Source organism: Siccibacter turicensis LMG 23730, from assembly GCF_000463155.2.
In the GTDB taxonomy this organism is placed as follows: Bacteria; Pseudomonadota; Gammaproteobacteria; order Enterobacterales; family Enterobacteriaceae; genus Siccibacter; species Siccibacter turicensis.
The window spans coordinates 671,678-692,901 of record NZ_AWFZ01000028.1; the positions used below are offsets into that span (position 1 = coordinate 671,678).

The window sequence follows — 21,224 nt, forward strand, 5'->3', positions numbered from 1 at the left end:
GCAGGCCTGTAAACCCCGGATGACCGGGGTTTACAGGTGAAACCAACGCATCTGCAGCGTGAAAGACGGCGAATTAGTTGTCGATGCCTTTGCTGCGCAGGTAATCCTCGTAGCCGCCGGTGAAGTCCACCACGCGCTGCGGGGTGATTTCAATCACGCGGGTCGCCAGCGAGCTGACGAATTCACGGTCGTGAGAGACGAAGATCAGGGTGCCCTGATAGTGCTCCAGCGCCATGTTCAGCGACTCGATGGACTCCATGTCCAGGTGGTTGGTCGGTTCATCCATGACCAGAATATTCGGGCGCTCCATCATCAGCTTACCGAACAGCATGCGACCCTTCTCGCCCCCGGAGAGCACCTTCGCCGGCTTCTTGATGTCGTCCTGGCTGAACAGCAGACGACCGAGCACGCTGCGTACCGCCTGCTCGTCATCGCCTTCCTGCTTCCATTGGCTCATCCAGTCGAACACCGTCAGGTCGTTGTCGAACTCGTACTCGTGGTCCTGGGCGTAGTAGCCGATGCGCACGTTTTCGGACCACTTCACGGTGCCGCTGTCAGGCTGCAGATCGCCCACCAGGGTTTTCAGCAGGGTGGATTTACCCACGCCGTTGGTGCCGATAACCGCGACTTTCTCGCCCACTTCCACCAGCATGTTGACATTTTTAAACAGCGGACCGTCTTCAAAGCCTTTGGTGAGCGCTTCCACTTCCAGCGCGTTACGGAACAGCTTCTTGTCCTGCTCGAAGCGGATGAACGGGTTCTGGCGGCTGGAGGCTTTCACTTCGTCGAGCTTGATCTTATCGATCTGGCGGGCGCGTGACGTCGCCTGACGCGATTTGGAGGCGTTGGCGCTAAAGCGGCTCACGAAGGATTGCAGGTCGGCAATCTGCGCTTTTTTCTTGGCGTTGTCCGCCAGCAGACGCTCGCGTGCCTGGGTGGCAGCGGTCATGTACTCGTCGTAGTTGCCCGGGTAAACGCGCAGCTCGCCGTAGTCCAGATCGGCCATGTGGGTGCAGACCATGTTCAGGAAGTGACGATCGTGCGAAATGATGATCATGGTGCTTTCGCGCTCGTTCAGCACCTGCTCCAGCCAGCGAATGGTGTCGATGTCCAGGTTGTTGGTCGGTTCATCGAGCAGCAGAATTTCCGGGTTGGAGAACAGCGCCTGCGCCAGCAGAACACGCAGCTTCCAGCCTGGCGCTACTTCGCTCATCGGGCCGTAGTGCTGCTCAACCGGAATACCGACGCCCAGCAGCAGTTCACCGGCACGGGCTTCCGCGGAGTAACCGTCCATTTCGCCGTACTGCACTTCGAGATCGGCCACTTTGTAGCCGTCCTCTTCGCTCATTTCCGGCAGGGCGTAGATGCGGTCGCGCTCCTGCTTAACGTCCCACAGCTCGCCGTGACCCATGATCACGGTATCCAGCACGGTGTACGCTTCGAATGCAAACTGGTCCTGGCGCAGCTTACCGATACGCTCGTTAGGATCGAGCGACACGTTGCCCAGCGTCGGCTCTAAATCGCCACCCAGGATCTTCATAAATGTGGATTTACCGCTGCCGTTGGCGCCAATCAGGCCGTAGCGGTTGCCGCCGCCAAACTTGACGGAAATGTTCTCGAACAGCGGCTTACTGCCGAACTGCATGGTGACGTTGCTGCTAACTAACACGGTATTGTCCTGGGTAGAAATGTGATAAACGGCGCATTATGCCATAATTCAGATTCTAAATCGCCCCGCAATTCCCGGCGGCGTGGCCAGGTAATAAAGAAGGAAAATTGTGATTTCGTCCACATCTGAATTCCCTGCGCACCGGAATGCACATATAATGCGCTCCCGGACTGTCACCCCCTTTACTCAACAACCGGTCTGTGTGGCACAGACATTGACTCTAAAAAACATAAAATGACTATGAAAATACGCGCGCTTTTACTGGCAGCATTTGCGGTGGTAGGTTTTTGTAAAACTGCCTCAGCCGTGACCTATCCCCTGCCGACAGATGGTAGCCGTCTGATTGGCCAGAACCAGGTGATCACCATCCCGGAAGGCGCTTCGCAGCCGCTGGAGTACTACGCGGCCGAGTACCAGATGGGGCTGTCGAACATGATGGAGGCCAACCCAGGCGTTGACCCCTATCTGCCGAAACCCGGTTCAATTCTGACGATCCCCCAGCAGCTGATCCTGCCGGATACGCCGCACGAGGGTATCGTCATCAACAGCGCCGAAATGCGTCTGTACTACTACCCGAAAGGCACCAACACCGTGATCGTTCTGCCGATCGGTATTGGTCAGCTGGGCAAAGACACCCCAATCAACTGGGTCACCAAGGTTGAGCGTAAGAAAGCCGGCCCGACCTGGACGCCGACGGCGAAAATGCACGCCGAATACGCCGCCGCGGGCGAACCGCTGCCGGCGGTGGTGCCTGCCGGCCCGGACAACCCGATGGGGCTGTACGCGCTCTACATTGGTCGCCTGTATGCCATTCACGGTACCAACGCCAACTTCGGCATCGGTCTGCGCGTGAGCCACGGCTGCGTGCGTCTGCGTAACGAGGACATCAAGTTCCTGTTCCAGAACGTGCCGGTCGGCACCCGCGTGCAGTTTATCGATGAGCCGGTGAAAGCGACCACCGAGCCGGACGGCAGCCGTTACGTGGAAGTGCACAACCCGCTCTCCACCACGGAAGACCAGTTCAACGGTAAAGAGATTGTGCCGATCACCCTGACCAAAAGCGTTCAGACCGTTACCGGTCAGAGCGATGTGGATCAGAACGTGGTTGAGCAGGCCATTCAGAACCGTTCCGGGATGCCGGTACGTCTGAACTGATGCGTTGACGGCGTTGGCCGTCGACCATAAAAAAACGGGCGATGAGAGATCATCGCCCGTTTTTTTATGCCTGCGCGCCGCGTTTAGCCGTGCGGCGCGTCGCCAAATACCGCGTATTCGGGCAGGCGCACCTGCTGATACGGTTCCCATCCGCCGCCCAGGGCTTTGTAGAGCGCCACGAGGTCCAGACTGCTCTGCACCCGCGCCTGGGCGCGCTGCTGCTCGGCCTGGGAGAGCTGTCGCTGGGCGTCCAGCACGTCGATAAAGGTCGCCATCCCCTGCCGGTAGCTGTCGCTTGCCAGGTTGAACGCGTTCTGCGACGCCTCGATGGTTTTATCCAGCCCTGCTTCACGCTGCTGGTCGGTACGATAGCTGACCAGCGCGTTCTCCACATCGCCGAGTGCGGTCAGCACCGTCTGGCGATACGCCAACACCGCGGCCCCCTGCTGCGCCCGCGCCAGCTTGACGCTGGAGACCAGCCGTCCGCCCTGGAAGAGCGGGATCGACACCTGCGGGCCGAAGCTGTAGAAGTGGCTGCTCCAGTCGTCCAGCCAGTCCGCTTCGCTGTTGCGCATACCGAACTGGCCGCTGAGGGTCAAATCCGGGAACAGCTGCGCCACCGAGACGCCCACCTGAGCGGTGGCGGCGTGCAGGTTTGCCTCCGCTTCGCGCACGTCCGGGCGGCGGCGCGCCAGGGTAGACGGGATGCCGGTTGCGACGATATCCGGTAGCGCAGGCAGCGGCTGCGCGCGACGCAGTTCGCTGTCCAGCGAGCCGGGGGTTTTGCCCAGCAGGATCGCCAGCCCGTTCATCGCCTGACGCTCCTGAGCCTGATACTGCGGCAGCTGCGCCTCCAGATTTCCCAGCTGCGCCCGGGCGTTTTCGACGTCAAGCTGCGGGGCCAGTCCGCCCTGCTGGCGGTTCTGGGTCAGTTCCAGAGTTTCCTGGGCAGAGGTAATCTGGGTGTTAAGCGTGGCAATGATGCTTTGCGCACCGCGCAGCTGGAGCCAGGCGCGCGCCACTTCGGCTTCCAGCGACACCAGCGCGTCGTTGCGCTGTTCGATGGCGGCCTGACGCTGAGCGTTGGCGGCCTCCACCTGACGGCGCACTTTGCCCCACAGATCGATCTCCCACTGGGCATCAAAGCTGCCCTGATAAAGATTGATCGGCTGGGTCAGTGGCCCGAGCGCGCCGCGCAGCGCGGGGTCGACCTCATCCAGTTGGCTGTAGACGTCATGGGACTCCAGCTCCCCTTTCAGGCCGAGCTGCTGGCGCGTGGCCTGCACGTTGCCGTTCACCGCCGGGAAGAATGCTCCGCGCGCCTGGTTAATCTGCTCCCTGGCCCCGGCGATGCGCAGCACCGTCTGCTGAAGCGAGAGGTTGCCAGCGATGGCGCGCTCGATCAGGCTGTTAAGCTGCGGTGAGTGAAAGGTGGTCCACCAGCGCGGATTGACGGCATCGCTGCGGGTACGGGACGCAACGCGGCTGTCCGCGCTGTCGTGCCAGCTGCCCGGCGTTTGCGGGGCGGGCTGCTGATAGTCAGGCCCGACGGAACAGCCGGTCAGCAGCGCCAGCAGGGTTAAGGTTGGGGTAAAGCGCCTGTGCATTTAATGTGCTCCTGCGCTGCCTTCGCTCTTGACCGGCGAAAGCAGTAAACAAAACGGAATAAGAATGACCGCCACCAGGCTCAGCAGGGTAAAGACGTCGATGTAGGCAAGAAAACGCGACTGCTCAATCATCGTCTGGTACATCCGCCCGGTGGCGATGCTCATCGGATCGCCCGCCTGGGTCGTAAAGTCGCGAATGGCCTGCGCCGAGGTGCGGATCGCCTGCTGGAACTGCTCGCTGAACGGCGTGGCGTGAGTGCTTAAGTACGCGCTGTGCGCCTGGGAGCGCTCGGTTATCGCGGCGGTGGAGAGCGAAATACCAATCGAGCCGGCGACGTTACGAAACATGGTGAACAGCGCCGAGGCATCGGCGTTGAGCTGCCGGGGAATGGTAATAAACGCAATGGTGGTCAGCGGCACAAACAGGAAGCCGAGGCCTATCGACTGCGCGCTGCGGAACAGCACCAGGGTTTCGAAATCCACGTTCGGCGTCAGGTTGCGGGTCCAGAAGAACGACGCCGCCAGGCAGAAGAAGCCGAAGGCGATGATGTAGCGCGTCTGGACGATGGGCATCAGCTTGAGCACCAGCGGGATGGTGAGCACAATCAGGATCGCGCCGGGCGAGAGCACCATCCCGGACCAGGTGGCGGTGTAGCCGAGATCCTGCTGCGCCAGCTGCGGGATCACCACCGAGCTGCCGTAAAGGATCATCGCCATGCCCGCCATCAACAGGCTGGAGACGGCGAAGTTTTTATCCTTCATGCAGTGCAGATCCACCACCGGCTTTTTGGCATACAGCAGCCAGTAAATCGCCCCGACGATGCCGATAAACGTCAGTACCGCAAACAGCCGGATGAAACCGGAGGAGAACCAGTCGTCGTCCTCCCCGCGGTCGAGCATCACCTGCAGGCAGCCAAGCCCAAGGGCGATAAAGCCGATGCCGGTCCAGTCGATGGAGAGTTTCTTCGTTGATTTGCGCTCCCACGGCGGATCTTCCAGCAGCTGGTAGATCGCCAGCACGGTGACGATGCCCACCGGGATATTGATAAAGAACACCCAGCGCCAGGAGTAGTTATCGGTGATCCAGCCGCCGAGCGTCGGGCCCAGCACCGGCGCCACGATGATGGCAATCGATGACAGGCCGAACGCCTTACCGCGATCTTCAGGCTTGAAGTAGTCGAGCAGCACCGACTGCTGTGTGGGTTGCAGACCGCCGCCAAAAAAGCCCTGCAGGATGCGGAACAGGATCATCTGCCACAGCTCGGTGGCGATGCCGCACAGGAATGAACAGACGGTGAACATCACAATGCAGATCAGAAAGAACTGTTTGCGGCCAAACACCCGGCTGAGGAACGCCGAAATCGGCAGCACGATGCCGTTTGCCACCAGATAGCTGGTCAGTACCCAGGTCGATTCGTCATAGCTCGACGAGAGCGAACCGGCGACGTGCGGCAGCGCCACGTTGACGATGGTGGTATCGAGGATCTCCATAAACACCGCGAGGGTGACAACGATCGCCACCGCCCACGGGTTGCTGGCAGGCCGCCAGTTCTCGTGGTGCGCGTCGGTCATTCCAGCGTCACCTTCGGTTCAACGGAGAGGCCCAGCGGCAGCGGGCGGTTCTCGTCCAGCCCCTTATCGATAACGATCTTCACCGGCACGCGCTGCACGATTTTCACAAAGTTACCGGTGGCGTTTTCCGACGGGAAGGCGGAGAAGCGCGAGCCGCTGCCCTGCTGGATGCTGTCGATATGCCCGGACAGCTCCATATCCGGCCAGGCATCCACGCTGATGCTGACTTTGTTGCCGGGCCGCATACGCTCAAGCTGGGACTCTTTGAAGTTTGCGACCACCCAAATCTGCGGCGATACCAGCGAGAACAACGCGCTGCCGGCCTGCACCAGGGTGCCGGTCTGGACGTTACGCTTGGTCACGAAACCATCAAACGGCGCACGCACCTCGGTATAAGAGAGGTTCAGCTCTGCGGTTTCCAGCTGGGCGCGCGCCTGATCGACCTGCCGCTCGCGTGCTTCGACGTTGGTTTCCTGCTGGCGGATCTGCAATCCGGTTTGATCGGCCACTTCCAGCTGCGCTTTGGCGCTGGCAAGCTGCGCTTCCGCACTGCGCAGCTGTGCGTTGGCGGCATCAATATTTTGCTGGGTGGTGGCGCGGGGGTCGACGCCGCGCTGGCGGCGATACTGGGCCTGCGCGTTGGCGTAATCCGCCTGGGCTTTCAGCACCTGGGCCTGGGCTTCATCACGCTGGGCCGGGTACTGCACCTTAGACAGCGCGAGCTGGGCCTGCGCCTGATGGAGCTGCGCGGTAGCCAGCCCAAGCTGGGCCTGGGCCTGATCGCGCTGGGCGGTGGCATCGCGCGGGTCGATAACCACCAGCAGATCGCCCCGCTTCACGCGCTGGTTGTCCTTAACGCGCAGCTCGGTGACGTAGCCCGCCACTTTCGGCGCGACGGTGACAACGTTGCCATCGGTAAAGGCATCATCGGTGGTCTCTTCGTTGCGGGTCATAAACCACCACACCACGGCAACAATGACCATGATCACCACCACCACGCCTAAAATGATGAGCGGTTTTTTGCCGGGACGCTTGCGCGTGTCGGTATTATTATTCTCCTGGTTGTTATCAGGAGTCGGGTTATTTTCAGCCATAGATAAGCAACGTTCCTGTCAGTTAACGGCGTCACACTTACGCCGTCATCTAAAATTAGGACGTTGCTATACATTTGCCAGGAAAAACTGACAAATGCGCATTAACTGATAAGAAACAATCCGTAACCGAGCAGCGCCGCCCACACCAGCATCGGCAGCGAGTAGAGATGGAACCGCCACCAGATACGGCGATCGGACGCCATACGCAGGGCAATGAGGTTGGCTAGCGAGCCGGGCAGCAGCCCGAAACCGCCGATGTTAACCGCCCAGGCCAGCAGCGCCGAGGCCGGCACATAGTTGAGCAGCAAAATCGTGGCCGGCACGTTGCTGATAAACTGCGACAGCCCGATGGCGCTGGCGAACAGCGTGAGGTCCGAGGCCTGACCCAGCGGCGTGAGCAGCGCGTTGAGCGACGGCAGACTGACCAGCAGGTGGACGTCGATAAACATCGCCATAAACACCGCCAGCAGGCTCCAGTCGATGCCGGTCAGCACGCGACGCGCCATCACCAGGAACCCCAGCGCCACCACGGCCAGCCCCCACAGCGCCAGCTTCTGTTCAAGCGCCACCAGAAACACGAGGTACAGCGCCGCGCAGCACCACACCAGCCGCGGCTGCCACGGGTGCGACTTTTCATGGGCCTGCCAGGCCAGCGGTTTGGCCGGGAAGCAGAACCAGGCCAGCAGCAGCAGGCTGATAAACAGCGCCAGCGCCAGCGGTGCCATCTGCCAGGTAAACGCCCCGAACGGCAGGCCGGAGCGCCCCCACAGCAGGATGTTTTGCGGATTGCCAATCGGCGTCAGCAGCGACCCGGCGTTCACCGCCAGCGCTTCAAAAATAATGATGCGGCTGACCGGTATAGCGCAGAGCTTTTTCAGGGTTAACGTCAGCGGCACCACGATAAACAGCGCCACATCGTTGGTCAGAAAGGTCGACAGCAGCCCGGCGGCGCAGACCAGAAACAGCGCCAGCTGGCGCTCGCTGGCAAAGCGTTTCACCATCTGCATGCCCAGCACGTCAAAGCAACCGCTCAGCTCAATGCCCTTGGTCAGCATCATCAGCCCCGCAAGGGTAATAATGGTGTGCCAGTCGATCGCCTGCGGCAGCGCGGCGAAATGAAACGGCGCGATACACATCAGTATCGCGCCGGTAATCAGCAGCAGGTGTAAAAAACGGTCCCGCAGGAAGGGACGCAGCAGGTTAAGCATGGTTAGCGTTTCCCGTGCTCGTCGCTAAAGCGGCGGAACAGCGCCAGCGTCTCTTCGCTGACGTGATGTTCCATGCCTTCGGCATCCCGGCGCGCCGTGTCGGGGCTGACGCCCAGCACCAGCAGGAAGGTTTCAACGATCTGATGGCGCTCGCGGCTCTCCTGGGCCAGCTTCTCCCCTTCCGGGGTGAGAAACACCCCGCGCCACGGGATCTGTTCGATCAGGCCGACGCTCGCCAGCCTTTTCAGCATTTTTGCCACGGTGGGCTGGGAGACCCCCAGCCGCGCCGCCATGTCGACCTGGCGCGCCTCACCGGATTCATGAATAAGATCGGAGATCAGCTCAACGTAGTCATCAATCAACTCGCGCCGGTGCGCTTCGCGAACCTGGCGAAATCCTTCAACGTGTTCTTCAACATTGACCAGCTGCGTCACTTTCTTTTCGCTTCGCTTACCCGCCTGACGGCTCATAGCATGTCCTCATTTCGTGGCGCATTGATTCTTATTGTCATTCCGGCGCCATTGTAAACCAGGCGAGGGGCGGGACAAATAAATTCCTGAATAGCCATAGCTAAGTAATATAGCCTGTGCTATATCTGTATGTAATGCAGTCAACGGTTCATGGATCGAGCAGGTGTCTTTTCAGCAAGGAGACCCACGATGAACGAGTTTACGAGGTGTATGAAAGTGTTTACCCACTCCCCCTTCCAGGTGCGTTTACGCCTGGTGAACATGCTATGTGAGCTGCTGAGCAGCAAGCCGCAGCCTGATGAAAAGCCGCGCCGCTAGTTTTCCCTGCGGTCGCGGCCCTTTTTTCCTTTCTGCTGTTTTACTTTCCCTTTTCTGAATTTCTCTGGTTCACGCGCTTTTTCACTTCCCCTTTTTTCGGATTTGTAGTCCTGCTCTCAAAAGCGAGGCAACACAGCAGTTGACCTTATTCTGAGCCGGCATTATCTTCTCGCAGCCCGCACTGGTTGCGGTGTGTTGATGCGAACCTCCCTCCTCTTCGGTGTGAATTTCAGGCAGGATTGTGACCCTCGACGCCAGGGTTTACGCATGGCGTTTTTCTGATGTTGGTATATGAACGTAACGGTTAAAGATACCCCTGCTTCGCGCAGCCTCGTCCTCACGCCCTGGACCGGTTTCTATTTTCTTCTCGCTCTGCTGATTAACCTCGCGCTCGGCTATCCGTTCAGCCTGCTCTATGCGGTGGCGTTCAGCGCGATCCTGATGCTGCTCTGGCAGGTCACTCCGCGCGGGCAAAAGGCGCTGATCGCTCTGTGCACGCTGGTGGCGGGCAGCTACTTCCCGTTTGGTCAGGCCTACGGCGCGCCGAACTTCAACACCGTGCTGGCGCTGCACGCCACCAATATGGAAGAGTCGAAAGAGATCCTCACCATCTTCCCCTGGTACAGCTATCTGGTGTCGCTGCTGATTTTTGGGCTGGGTATCATCGCCGTGCGCCGCCAGCCCTCTCCTGCCCGTAGCTGGCAGTGGCACGATCATCTCTGCCTGGCGATTGCGCTGGCGGCCTGCTTTGTGGCACCGGTACAGAATCTGGTTCACGGCGGGGTATTCGCCCTGAAGGACACCGGCTATCCGGTATTTCGCTTCGTGAAAGATATCGTGGTGAATAATGCGGAAGTGGTGGAAGAGCAGAACCGCATGGCGCAGCTGTCGCAGATGAAAGACACCTGGCAGGTGATGAGCGTCGCCCCCCGCTATCACACCTATGTGCTGGTGATTGGCGAAAGCGCGCGGCGCGATGCGTTGGGCGCGTTCGGCGGCCACTGGAACAACACCCCGTTTGCCAGCAGCATAAACGGTACGCTGTTTATGGATTACGTGGCCGCCAGCGGCTCCACCCAGAAGTCTCTTGGCCTGACGCTCAATCGCGTGGTGGACAATCAGCCGCAGTATCAGGATAACGTGGTGACGCTCGCCAACCGCGCCGGTTTCCAGACCTGGTGGTTCTCCAACCAGGGGCAGATCGGCGAGTACGACACCGCTATCGCCAGCATTGCCAAGCGTGCTGACGAAGTGCAGTTTCTGAAAAGCGGTGATTTTGAAGCGGATAAAAACAGCAGCGATGAAGCCCTGCTCAAGATGACCGCGCAGGTGTTGACCACCAAACGCAGCACACCGCAGCTGATTGTTTTACATCTGATGGGCTCGCATCCCCAGGCCTGCGATCGCACGGCGGGAAAATACGCGACCTTCGTGCAGTCGAAAGAGACGTCGTGCTACCTGCACACCATGACCCAGACTGACGAGCTGCTGGCGCGCCTCTATCAGCAACTGCGCAACGCCGGGGAGAGTTTTTCGCTGGCCTATTTCTCCGATCACGGTCTGGCATTTAAGGAGCGCGGCACGCGGGTGCAGTATCTGGCCCATGACGACCAGTTCCAGCAAAACTTTCAGGTGCCGTTTATGGTGATCTCCAGCGACGACAAAAAGCATCGTCAGGTGAAAGCCCGACGTTCAGCGAATGATTTCCTGATGTTTTTCTCGCAGTGGACAGGCATCAAAACCAAAGAGATTGTGAATCGCTACCGCTTCAATTCGGAACAAAAAGCTGGCCCGATTTACATTACTAACTTCAAACTTAAAAAAGTCGATTACACTCATCTGGGCAGCGATCTTTTTGACAGCCGCACCCGGTGAGGAATAGCAGGCAAAAAAAATCCGCCCGAAGGCGGATTTTTTATATCGCAGTGATGCGATTAGAAGCGGTAACCCACGCCTGCGATCCAGGTGCCAACGTCCACGTTGCGGATGCGGCTCTGCTCGTAGGAGAAGTCCAGAGCAACGTTCTCAACCGGGTTGAACTGCATACCCGCGCCGTAGGAGAAGCCGTAGTCGCTAACGCTGTCGTGGAACGGATAGTCGTTGCTCTGGTATTTGCCGTAGCCAACACCCACAACGCCGTAGATGCTCGCCCAGTCGTTCAGACGGTAAGCAGGACCAGCAGTCAGACCGTAGTACTGGTTTTTGTTGTGGCTGTCAAAACGGTCGTCGGTTTTCTGGGTGTAGGTGAAGGAACCGATCCAACCCAGCGGGTTGACATCGTCTTCGTAGCGGTATTTCAGGTTGAAGCCGCCAGCTTTGTTAGCAACGCCCTGATAATCGCTCTGAGCGTAGCCGCCAGAAACGGTGGAAGTTGCTGCTACGGCAGTACCTGCGGAAACAGCCAGAACTGCGGCTGCCAGTGCTGAAAGACATGCAATTTTTTTCATAACCACCTCAAATGTGCTTTAACTAAGTCCTAAGTTTTAAATATATCAAAACATTGGAAGAAACTCTTTGTGGATCACGCTGTCTAAGGGTCTTTTTGCTGTAACAAAACGTTTCCATGTTAGCGTATCCCTTTAAAAACACATCAGATTTTCCCTTAATGCACGCATTATCCACCGTGCCATCTGCCGCATCTATCCAGATAAATCCTAATCCTGGCCGTGCGCATTCAGATGTAATACTGATAGTGTATGCCTTCCCGCCGCGTTTTTTTTCAATAATTCATCAACGGACGTAACGAATGTTCGGTAGTGTTGCGGCAATCAGTTCACCAGCTCCAGTAAATAAAGAAAGGATGCGTAATGCCCGTTTTATCTCGCCAGCTGCCCGTCTGGCTGCCGGTTGTTCTTTTGCTCGTGGCGATGGTATCGATCCAGAGCGGCGCCTCGCTGGCTAAATCCCTGTTCCCGCTGATTGGCGCGCCCGGCGTCACGGCGCTGCGTCTCGCGCTCGGCACCCTGATTTTAGCGGTGGTGTTTAAACCCTGGCGGCTACGCTTCAGTAAAGCCCAGCGCGTGCCGCTGCTGATCTACGGTCTGGCCCTGGGCGCGATGAACTACCTCTTCTATCTCTCTATACAGACGGTCCCGCTGGGCATTGCCGTGGCGCTGGAGTTCACCGGTCCGCTGGCGGTAGCGCTGTTTGGCTCGCGTCGTCCGGTGGATTTTATCTGGGTGGTGCTGGCGGTGGCCGGGCTGTGGTTCCTGCTGCCGCTGGGCAAGGACGTCGCGCATGTGGATCTGGTGGGCGCAGCCTTCGCGCTTGGCGCGGGCGCCTGCTGGGCCCTCTATATTATTACCGGCCAGCGCGCCGGGGCCGATCACGGGCCAGCCACCGTGGCGCTGGGTTCGCTGATTGCCGCGGTGGTCTTCGTCCCCATCGGCGTCATCCAGGCGGGTGACGCGCTGTGGCACTGGTCAGTACTGCCGCTTGGGATCGGCATCGCGATTCTCTCCACCGCCCTGCCCTACTCGCTGGAGATGGTGGCGCTTACGCGGCTGCCGACCCGGACCTTTGGCACCTTAATGAGCATGGAACCGGCCCTGGCCGCGATTTCCGGGATGCTGTTCCTCAATGAAACGCTCAACATGGTCCAGTGGCTGGCGCTGGCGTCAATCATCGCCGCCTCGGTTGGCTCTACGCTCACCCTGCGCCGGGATGCACAGATTACCTGCGTCAACGTTGAGTAAACGCAGGCAGGCTGACAGAGACCGGACACAAATTGTTATACATCCCTTACCCGGCACCGCCGGGTAATATTCTGAATGCGCACTATATGAACAAGATAAGAATAAACTCGCGCCCGGTTGCGGCTTCGGACGCTATTTATCGCAAATTAAGCGAATAATTATTCATATTTCAATCTGTGATTGGCGCTATTTGTATTAACGAAGCGGTATTGCTCTATCACTCTGAAATAAAAATGAAAATTTTAGCTGCGCGGCGCCGTTTCTATTTATCCGATAGGCAATACCGTCCCGGCAAAGCACAGATCCGGTGCTATACTTATTTCCTGTAATTGATTGGGACACTAACATCAAGAGGATATGAGACTATGAGTACCGCTAAACTGGTAAAATCAAAAGCGTCTGATCTGCTTTATACCCGTAACGATGTGGCCGACGCCGATAAGAAAGCAACTATCGAGCTGCTGAACCGCCAGGTTGTACAGTTCATCGATCTCTCTCTTATCACCAAACAGGCTCACTGGAACATGCGCGGTGCGAACTTCATTGGTGTTCATGAAATGCTCGATGGCTTCCGTACCGCTCTGACCGACCACCTGGACACCATGGCCGAACGTGCCGTTCAGCTGGGTGGCGTTGCCCTGGGTACCACTCAGGTCGTGAACAGCAAAACTCCGCTGCAGAGCTACCCGCTGGATATCCACACCGTTCAGGATCACCTGAAAGCGCTGGCCGATCGCTACGCGATTGTTGCCAACGACGTGCGTAAAGCCGTGAGCGAAGCGCAGGACGAAGACACCGCGGATATCTTCACCGCTGCGTCCCGCGATCTGGATAAATTCCTGTGGTTCATCGAATCTAACATCGAATAATTCACCGGATTTCATCTCACCCCCTCCGCCCGGAGGGGGTTCATTGCACCAAAATAATGCACGCCTGCCCGTCCCTTCCCCTGCTTTAGTTATCAAGATGTAATAATCACTTCACACAACGGTTAAAGAATGATTGTTTTTGCGGCGTATTGTGCGTTAAAACCATCATAGCGGTCGCGCTCGCTGTTCCTGCACCAAAGTGACGCACCACCCTGGTGCAATCCACCCGACTTGCAACCGCCATTGTGCAATGTTACAAAATGCTCCCTTAGCAAAAACAGCAAGTTGTAAAACTGGCACGTTTTTTTCATGCTACGGTGCGTTCCCGCTGGGGATAGCCCCGTGGATTAAAAAAGGAAATGCTATGAAGTCGATTTTTAAAGTTTCCCTGGCTGCACTGACCCTGGCCTTCGCGGTCTCCTCTCAGGCAGCAGAGAAGAAGCTGGTTGTGGCTACTGATACAGCTTTCGTCCCTTTTGAATTCAAACAGGGTGACAAATACGTCGGATTTGACGTTGACCTGTGGGCGGCTATCGCCAAAGAGCTGAAGCTTGACTACACCCTGAAGCCGATGGATTTCAGCGGCATCATCCCGGCCCTGCAGACCAAAAATATCGATCTGGCGCTGGCGGGTATCACCATCACTGAAGAGCGTAAAAAAGCGATCGACTTCTCCGACGGCTACTACACAAGCGGCCTGCTGGTGATGGTGAAAGCCAATAACAACGATGTGAAAAGCGTGAAGGATCTCGACGGCAAAGTAGTGGCAGTGAAGAGCGGCACCGGTTCCGTTGACTATGCAAAAGCCAACATCAAAACCAAAGATCTGCGCCAGTTCCCGAACATCGACAACGCCTACATGGAGCTTGGCACCAACCGTGCTGACGCCGTGCTGCACGATACGCCGAACATCCTGTACTTCATCAAAACCGCAGGCAACGGCCAGTTCAAAGCGGTAGGCGACTCGCTGGAAGCCCAGCAGTACGGCATCGCGTTCCCGAAAGGCAGCACCGAGCTGCGTGATAAGGTGAACGGCGCGCTGAAGACCATCAAAGAGAACGGCACCTACAACGAGATCTACAAAAAATGGTTCGGCACTGAAACAAAATAATTATTTTTATTACGTCTCACCCTTCTCAGGGGCGACTTTTCGCCCCTGTTATTTTTGAACCACGGTAACAGTAACAGGAACACATTATGGAGTTTGACTGGAGCGTCATCTGGCCTGCCATTCCTATTCTGCTGGAAGGCGCCAAAATGACTCTGTGGATTTCGATCCTCGGCCTGGCAGGCGGTATCGTCATCGGTCTGTTGGCCGGCCTCGCCCGCAGCTACGGCGGCTGGATCTCAAACCACATCGCCCTTGTTTTTATTGAAGTCATCCGCGGAACGCCGATTGTCGTTCAGGTGATGTATATCTACTTCGCCCTGCCGATGGCCTTCCCGGACATCCGCATCGACACCTTCACCGCCGCCGTGATCACCATCATGATCAACTCCGGGGCCTATATCGCAGAAATTACCCGCGGGTCGGTGCTGTCTATCCATAAAGGCTTTAGCGAAGCGGGGCTGGCGCTCGGCCTGTCGCGTCGCGAAACGATTCGCCACGTGATCATGCCGCTGGCGCTGCGTCGCATGCTGCCAGCGCTCGGCAACCAGCTGATCATCAGTATCAAGGACACCTCGCTGTTCATCGTCATCGGCGCCGCCGAGCTGACGCGCAGCGGCCAGGAGATCATCGCCGGCAACTTCCGCGCGCTGGAAATCTGGACTGCCGTCGGGGTGATCTATCTGATCATCACCCAGGTTCTGAACATCGTGCTCCGTATTCTTGAAAGAAGGATGAAAATCCTGTGATTGAATTTAAAAACGTCTCCAAGCATTTTGGCCCGACCCAGGTGCTGCATAACATTGACCTGAACGTGAAGCAGGGCGAAGTCGTGGTGATTATTGGGCCGTCCGGCTCCGGGAAATCCACCCTGCTGCGCTGCATCAATAAGCTGGAAGAGATCACCAGCGGCGATCTGATCGTCGACGGGCTGAAGGTTAACGACCCGAAAGTGGACGAGCGCCTGATTCGTCAGGAAGCCGGCATGGTGTTCCAGCAGTTCTATCTGTTCCCGCACCTGACGGCGCTGGAAAACGTGATGTTTGGCCCGACCCGCGTCCGCGGCGCCAGTAAAGCCGAAGCGGAAACGCTGGCGAAATCCCTGCTGGCGAAAGTGGGGCTCGCCGAGCGCGCGCACCACTATCCGTCTGAACTCTCCGGCGGCCAGCAGCAGCGCGTGGCAATTGCCCGCGCGCTGGCGGTGAAACCGAAGATGATGCTGTTTGATGAGCCGACCTCCGCTCTCGACCCTGAACTGCGCCATGAAGTACTGAAGGTGATGCAGGATCTCGCCGAGGAAGGCATGACTATGGTGATCGTGACCCACGAAATCGGCTTTGCCGAGAAAGTGGCGTCGCGCCTGATCTTTATTGATAAGGGCCGCATCGCCGAGGACGGCAACCCGCAGGATCTGATCAAGAACCCACCGAGCCCGCGCCTGCAGGAGTTTTTACAGCACGTCTCCTGAGTGCTGGCCTCACGATAAGCCCCCGCTGCGGGGCTTTTTTTTGCCCGCAAAACGCCCTCACCCGGAAAATTCCCCCTTTTCAGACGCCGTCAGCCCAGCGGCTATACTTATCCCTTCACTGACGTTCTCAACCCGGAGGAGCCCGTGCCGTGGATCATTCTGCTGCTGTGTAGCCTGTTTATTGCCCCCGTTCAGGCCACCGTATCACCCGCCGCAGCCGCCGCCGCGACAACCACATCGAACAGCGCCACCAGCGCGCCTGCCGCCGAACCCACGGTCGAGGATAAGAAAGCAGCCTACGCGGCGCTGGCAGACGTGCTGGAAAACGAACAGTCGCGCACTGAACTTATCGGCCAGCTGCGCAAAGTCTCTGACGCACCCGCTTCCGAGCCGGTGCCTGGGCTGACGATGGTTGAGGAGGAGGTGGAGGACACCACGGTGCTGGAGAACGTCACCGCCCTGAGCCGCGAGTACGGCGGCGAACTGGCGTCACGCTTCGCCCAGCTCTACCGCAATATCACCGGCGCCTCCCATAAGCCGTTTAATCAGCAGACCTTTCTCAACGCCCTGACCCACTTCACCCTGCTGGCGGTAGCGGTGTTTGCCTTCTACTGGCTGCTGCGCACCGGCACCCTGCCTCTGTATCGAAAAATGGGGGAATGGGGACGCAAAAAGAACCGCGAGCGCTCAAGCTGGCTCCATCTGCCTGCCATGATCGTGGGAGCGTTTATCATCGACCTGACGCTACTGGCGCTGGCGCTGACCGTCGGCCAGGTGCTGATTGAGTCGCTCGGCTCCGGCAACCGCACCATTGCCCGCCAGCAGGGGCTGTTCCTCAATGCCTTTGCCCTGATTGAGTTCTTTAAAGCCATCCTGCGCCTTATCTTCTGCCCGCGCGTGCCCTCCCTGCGCCCGTTCCCGGTAAGCGACGCCAGCGCCCGCTACTGGAACCTGCGCCTGAGCGGACTGAGCAGCCTGATTGGTTATGGCCTGTTAGTAGCGGTGCCGATTATCTCAAACCAGGTCAACGTGCAGATCGGCGCGCTGGCAAACGTCGTTATCATGCTCAGCATCACCGTCTGGGCGCTGTACCTGATCTTCCATAACAAGCATCACATTCAGCAGAACCTCATCGCCCTGGCAGACCGGTCGATGGCTTTTTTCAGCCTGTTTATCCGCGCCTTTGCGCTGGTCTGGCACTGGCTGGCCTGCGCCTACTTTATCGTGCTGTTCTTCTTCTCGCTGTTCGATCCGGGCAACAGCCTGAAGTTTATGATGGGCGCCTCCCTGAAAAGCCTGGCCATCATCAGCGTCGCGGCCTTTGTCTCCGGCCTGCTGTCGCGCTGGATTGCCAAAACCATCACCCTGTCGCCCCAGCTGCAGCGGACCTATCCCGAGCTGCAAAAACGCGTTAACGGCTGGATATCGGTGTCGCTCAAGCTGGCGCGCATCCTGACGGTGTGCGTGGCGATTATGCTGCTGCTTAACGCCTGGGGGCTGTTTGACTTCTGGGAGTGGCTCACCAACGGCGCGGGTGAGAAAACGGTGGATATACTGATCCGCGTCTCGCTGATCCTGTTCTTCTCCGCCGTGGGCTGGACGCTGCTGGCAAGCCTGATTGAGAGCCGTCTGGCCTCGGACATTCACGGCCGCCCGCTGCCGAGCGCGCGTACCCGTACCCTGCTGACCCTGTTTCGTAACGCGCTGGCGGTGGTGATCAGCACCATTACCGTGATGATTGTGCTGTCGGAGATTGGCGTGAATATCGCCCCGCTGCTGGCCGGGGCCGGTGCGCTGGGGCTGGCGATCTCCTTCGGCTCACAGACGCTGGTGAAAGATATCATCACCGGGGTGTTCATTCAGTTTGAGAACGGCATGAACACCGGGGATCTGGTCACCATTGGCCCGCTGACCGGGACGGTGGAGCGCATGTCGATTCGCTCGGTCGGCGTGCGGCAGGACACCGGGGCATACCATATTATTCCGTGGTCATCGATTACCACCTTCGCCAACTTTGTGCGCGGTATCGGCTCGTTTGTTGCCAACTACGATGTCGATCGTCGGGAAGATGAGAATCGCGCCAACCAGGCGCTGCGCGATGCAGTAGAGGAGCTGATGACCAAAGAGGATATCCGGATTCTGGTGATTGGCGAGCCGAACTTCGCGGGGATTGTGGGCCTGACCAACACCGCGTTTACCCTGCGTGTCAGCTTCACCACCCAGCCGCTCAAGCAGTGGACGGTGCGCTTTGCGCTGGATGCGATGGTGAAAAAACACTTCGATCTGGCGGGTATCCACGCCCCGGTGCAGACCGTGCAGGTCATGCAGCCGGGGGCGGGTGCGGTAGAGATGAACGCCGGGGCCGGCGGTGCGTTACCCCCGGCCAATCCGACGGTGTGATCAGCCTTTCTTCTGATGCCGACGCTGGCGCGCTGGAGCATCAAGGAAGGTCCAGGCGATGAAGCGGCTCTGCTTCTGGCCCTGGCTCATCTCTTTCTTCACCACCTTCACCGCGCCTGCCTGCTCAAGGGCGCGGTAGAGCGGTGGCAGGTTGTCGCCGCGCGACACCAGCGAGCTGAACCACACCACCTGGCGGGCGTAGTCTTTACTTTCGGCAATCATGCGCGTGATAAACGCCACTTCGCCGCCGTTGCACCACAGCTCGCCCTCCTGGCCGCCGAAGTTGAGCACCGGCTGGTCTGCCAGCCCAAGATTGCGGCGCTTGCGCTCGTTGCCCGCCTGGGCGCCCGCGGCGGAGTCATGGAACGGTGGGTTGCACAGGGTGGCGTCAAACTGCTCATTTTTATGAATGATGCCGGCGAAAATCGCCTCCGGGGTCTTCTGGCGGCGCAGACGAATGCGCGACTGCAGGCCATTGGCCTCAATAATCGCAGTGGCGCTTTTGAGCGCCTCGGCGTTGACGTCGCTGCCGGTAAAGCGCCAGCCGTAGTCGTGGTTGCCGATAAGCGGGTAGATGCAGTTGGCACCGACGCCGATATCCAGCACGCTGGCGTCGCGTGGCACCACGCCCTGGTTATCGTCCGCCAGCAGATCGGCAAGATGGTGGACGTAATCAGCCCGGCCCGGCACCGGCGGGCAGAGAAACCCCTCCGGGATATCCCAGTGGGTAACGCCATAGAAATGCGCCAGCAGCGCCTGGTTCAGGGTTTTCACCGCCTGCGGGTTGGCGAAATCGATAGTCTCGTCGCCGCGTGGCGAGGTGATGATAAACCCGGCGAGCGCCGGACAGTCGCGGGTAAGGCTCGCGAAGTCGTAGCGGCTGTGGTGGCGGTTGCGGGGATGCAGTTCCCCTTTCTGGCGCGTCATGATGATTCTCCTGTAGGTCGGCGCGTAAGATACCCGCTGCCTGCGACGGGGTAAATAACTGACGGAAACTTTTGGCGTCGGGTAAGATGCCTTTTTACGGTTAATCAGGTGGAATATGACAGGAAAACGCTACTACTACGAGCCGCAGCAGGGCCACGGCCTGCCGCACGATCCGCTGAACGCTATCGTCGGGCCGCGCCCCATCGGCTGGATCGCCTCTCTTGACGCCGAAGGCCGCCGCAATCTGGCACCCTACAGCTTCTTCAACTGCTTTAACTATCGTCCGCCGATCATTGGCTTCTCCAGCACCGGCTGGAAAGACAGCGTCAGCAACATCATCGCTACCAAAGAGTTTGTCTGGAATCTCGCCACCCGTGATTTGGCGGTGCAGATGAACGAAACCTCCGCCTCGCTGCCCCACGGCGAAGACGAGTTCGCCCGCGCCGGCCTGACGCCGGTCCCCGGAAAGCGGGTGAGCGCGCCGCGGGTGGCGGAAAGCCCGGTCAACTTCGAATGTCGCCTGTCGCAGTATATTCAGTTGACCGGCGCCGACGGCACGCTGATCGACAGCTGGCTGATATTAGGGGAAGTGGTGGCGGTGCATATCGATGAAACGCTGCTGGAAAACGGTATTTATCAGACGGCGAAGGCGCAGCCGGTGCTGCGCGCCGGCGGCCCCAGCGCCTACTACGCCATTGATGAGTCCCAGCGCTTCGATCTGGTGCGTCCTGACGCCCGCTAGCCCTCCTTCAGGCCCGCTACGGTGGGCCGCCTCCGGCAGAGTGCCCGCTTTTTTGCTATAATAACGTCTGTGTTTAACCATTAAGGAGGTCTTATGGCTTCAGGTTGGGCCAATGACGGCGCGGTGCAGGATCAGATCGACAGCACCGTTGACGATGCCGTAGCAAGGGCGCGTCGCTCGCTGCCCACAGGCGAGAGCCTGGCGTTTTGCGAGATGTGCGATGAACCGATCCCGGAAGCACGACGCAAAGCCATTCCCGGCGTGCATCTGTGTGTCGACTGCCAGCAAAAGGAAGATGCGCATCAGGCGCGCTTCTCGCCCTATAACCGGCGTGGCTCTAAAGACAGCCAGCTCCGGTAACGCCGCCTTAGCGCGGCGTTTTTTATTGCGCAGCTTTTTACCGGGGCGGTGTGTCGAAACGTGCCCTCTTCCACCCGCTCTGTCAGTTCAGGTCAGGAAACGTAGCCGCGAAGCAATAATCTCAATGAATTCAACTGGCTATGTTTCATTCAAATTTTTAGAATAAGGCTGTCAATTCTCTTCGGTTTTATATTCTGCTGACGAATGTGACAATAATCACATCGACGGAACAACGTCACCCAAACAGAATAACCTGCGAGAAATTAGCCATGAAAACCATCAAATATGCTGTAGCCGCCCTTGCCCTTACCGCTTTCTCCCTGACCGCGGGTGCCGCGGAGCTTATCGGTAACGCCGATACCCAGAACCTGAACAAAGTTGGCGTAGTGTCTGCGCAGGGTGCGAGCACGCTGGAAGGTCTGGAAGCGGAGCTGGGTGCCAAAGCCGACGCGGCGGGCGCCAAAGCCTACAGCATCACCTCTGCGATGAGCCACAACAAGGTGAGCGGCACCGCGGTGATCTACAACTGATTTATGCCTTACCCTCTCTGAACCTGCTTTAT

General features: G+C 58.5%; 20 protein-coding genes. 12 read left to right on the top strand and 8 right to left on the bottom strand.

The window, feature by feature from the left end; genetic code table 11:
• Nucleotides 1-73: 73 nt before the first annotated feature.
• A complete protein-coding gene (locus DW58_RS07500) occupies nucleotides 74-1,669 on the bottom strand; it encodes an ABC-F family ATPase (RefSeq protein WP_024551162.1) in 1,596 nt (531 codons plus the stop codon).
• Between the two features lie 234 nt (nucleotides 1,670-1,903).
• Between DW58_RS07500 and ldtB the strand changes: the two genes are divergently transcribed.
• Nucleotides 1,904-2,824, top strand: a complete 921-nt coding sequence (gene ldtB / locus DW58_RS07505) for a L,D-transpeptidase (RefSeq protein ID WP_024551163.1) — start codon at nucleotides 1,904-1,906, stop codon at nucleotides 2,822-2,824.
• 83 nt (nucleotides 2,825-2,907) lie between these two features.
• On the opposite strand, the gene DW58_RS07510 is transcribed toward ldtB, so the two are convergent.
• The 5 genes from DW58_RS07510 to mntR all read right to left on the bottom strand — a co-directional run bounded on the left by DW58_RS07510 (nucleotide 2,908) and on the right by mntR (nucleotide 8,775).
• Nucleotides 2,908-4,431 (bottom strand): efflux transporter outer membrane subunit, encoded by a 1,524-nt coding sequence (locus DW58_RS07510; RefSeq protein ID WP_029592661.1) that lies wholly within the window; start codon nucleotides 4,429-4,431, stop codon nucleotides 2,908-2,910.
• Nucleotides 4,432-6,003, bottom strand: a complete 1,572-nt coding sequence (locus tag DW58_RS07515; protein WP_024549775.1) for a DHA2 family efflux MFS transporter permease subunit — start codon at nucleotides 6,001-6,003, stop codon at nucleotides 4,432-4,434.
• Nucleotides 6,000-7,097, bottom strand: coding sequence for an HlyD family secretion protein (locus DW58_RS07520; protein WP_024549776.1), 1,098 nt, complete (start codon nucleotides 7,095-7,097; stop codon nucleotides 6,000-6,002). Before DW58_RS07520 ends, DW58_RS07515 begins: the two co-directional genes overlap by 4 nt.
• Before the next feature lie 101 nt (nucleotides 7,098-7,198).
• A complete protein-coding gene (locus tag DW58_RS07525; RefSeq protein WP_024549777.1) occupies nucleotides 7,199-8,305 on the bottom strand; it encodes an SLC13 family permease in 1,107 nt (368 codons plus the stop codon).
• Nucleotides 8,306-8,307: 2 nt separating this feature from the next.
• On the bottom strand, nucleotides 8,308-8,775 hold the full coding sequence (mntR, locus tag DW58_RS07530) for a manganese-binding transcriptional regulator MntR (RefSeq protein WP_024549778.1): 468 nt from the start codon (nucleotides 8,773-8,775) through the stop codon (nucleotides 8,308-8,310).
• A 189-nt stretch (nucleotides 8,776-8,964) separates the two neighbouring features.
• On the opposite strand from mntR, the gene mntS reads away from it, so the two are divergent.
• The gene (gene mntS / locus DW58_RS07535; protein ID WP_035885530.1) at nucleotides 8,965-9,093 is read left to right on the top strand and encodes a manganase accumulation protein MntS; all 129 of its coding nucleotides are present in this window, start codon (nucleotides 8,965-8,967) and stop codon (nucleotides 9,091-9,093) included.
• A gap of 291 nt (nucleotides 9,094-9,384) precedes the next feature.
• The gene (locus tag DW58_RS07540; RefSeq protein ID WP_029592662.1) at nucleotides 9,385-10,968 is read left to right on the top strand and encodes a phosphoethanolamine transferase; all 1,584 of its coding nucleotides are present in this window, start codon (nucleotides 9,385-9,387) and stop codon (nucleotides 10,966-10,968) included.
• Between the two features lie 59 nt (nucleotides 10,969-11,027).
• Here the strand turns inward: DW58_RS07540 and ompX are convergent, their stop codons facing one another.
• Nucleotides 11,028-11,540: an outer membrane protein OmpX gene (gene ompX / locus DW58_RS07545; RefSeq protein WP_024550711.1), complete on the bottom strand. Its 513-nt coding sequence runs from the start codon at nucleotides 11,538-11,540 to the stop codon at nucleotides 11,028-11,030.
• Between the two features lie 360 nt (nucleotides 11,541-11,900).
• On the opposite strand from ompX, the gene rhtA reads away from it, so the two are divergent.
• The 6 genes from rhtA (at nucleotide 11,901) to ybiO (ending at nucleotide 18,633) form a co-directional block, all read left to right on the top strand.
• Nucleotides 11,901-12,788 (top strand): threonine/homoserine exporter RhtA, encoded by an 888-nt coding sequence (gene rhtA / locus DW58_RS07550; RefSeq protein WP_024550712.1) that lies wholly within the window; start codon nucleotides 11,901-11,903, stop codon nucleotides 12,786-12,788.
• Nucleotides 12,789-13,153: 365 nt separating this feature from the next.
• Nucleotides 13,154-13,657, top strand: a complete 504-nt coding sequence (gene dps, locus DW58_RS07555) for a DNA starvation/stationary phase protection protein Dps (protein ID WP_024550713.1) — start codon at nucleotides 13,154-13,156, stop codon at nucleotides 13,655-13,657.
• Nucleotides 13,658-14,021: 364 nt separating this feature from the next.
• On the top strand, nucleotides 14,022-14,768 hold the full coding sequence (gene glnH, locus DW58_RS07560; RefSeq protein ID WP_024550714.1) for a glutamine ABC transporter substrate-binding protein GlnH: 747 nt from the start codon (nucleotides 14,022-14,024) through the stop codon (nucleotides 14,766-14,768).
• 86 nt (nucleotides 14,769-14,854) lie between these two features.
• The gene (glnP, locus tag DW58_RS07565) at nucleotides 14,855-15,514 is read left to right on the top strand and encodes a glutamine ABC transporter permease GlnP (RefSeq protein WP_024550715.1); all 660 of its coding nucleotides are present in this window, start codon (nucleotides 14,855-14,857) and stop codon (nucleotides 15,512-15,514) included.
• Nucleotides 15,511-16,233 (top strand): glutamine ABC transporter ATP-binding protein GlnQ, encoded by a 723-nt coding sequence (gene glnQ, locus DW58_RS07570; RefSeq protein WP_024550716.1) that lies wholly within the window; start codon nucleotides 15,511-15,513, stop codon nucleotides 16,231-16,233. The genes glnP and glnQ overlap by 4 nt, the downstream gene beginning before the upstream one ends.
• A gap of 144 nt (nucleotides 16,234-16,377) precedes the next feature.
• Nucleotides 16,378-18,633, top strand: a complete 2,256-nt coding sequence (gene ybiO / locus DW58_RS07575) for a mechanosensitive channel protein (RefSeq protein ID WP_024550717.1) — start codon at nucleotides 16,378-16,380, stop codon at nucleotides 18,631-18,633.
• Here the strand turns inward: ybiO and rlmF are convergent, their stop codons facing one another.
• Complete coding sequence (gene rlmF, locus DW58_RS07580; RefSeq protein ID WP_024550718.1) at nucleotides 18,634-19,560, bottom strand: 23S rRNA (adenine(1618)-N(6))-methyltransferase RlmF; 927 nt, start codon at nucleotides 19,558-19,560, stop codon at nucleotides 18,634-18,636.
• A gap of 115 nt (nucleotides 19,561-19,675) precedes the next feature.
• Here rlmF and DW58_RS07585 point away from each other — a divergent pair, with 115 nt between their 5' ends.
• From DW58_RS07585 to ybiJ, 3 genes are all read left to right on the top strand, one after another.
• Nucleotides 19,676-20,302, top strand: coding sequence for a flavin reductase family protein (locus tag DW58_RS07585; RefSeq protein WP_024550719.1), 627 nt, complete (start codon nucleotides 19,676-19,678; stop codon nucleotides 20,300-20,302).
• A gap of 93 nt (nucleotides 20,303-20,395) precedes the next feature.
• Nucleotides 20,396-20,662, top strand: coding sequence for a DksA/TraR family C4-type zinc finger protein (locus DW58_RS07590; protein ID WP_024550720.1), 267 nt, complete (start codon nucleotides 20,396-20,398; stop codon nucleotides 20,660-20,662).
• Between the two features lie 269 nt (nucleotides 20,663-20,931).
• The gene (gene ybiJ, locus DW58_RS07595) at nucleotides 20,932-21,192 is read left to right on the top strand and encodes a DUF1471 family protein YbiJ (RefSeq protein WP_024550721.1); all 261 of its coding nucleotides are present in this window, start codon (nucleotides 20,932-20,934) and stop codon (nucleotides 21,190-21,192) included.
• The last annotated feature ends 32 nt before the right edge of the window (nucleotides 21,193-21,224 follow it).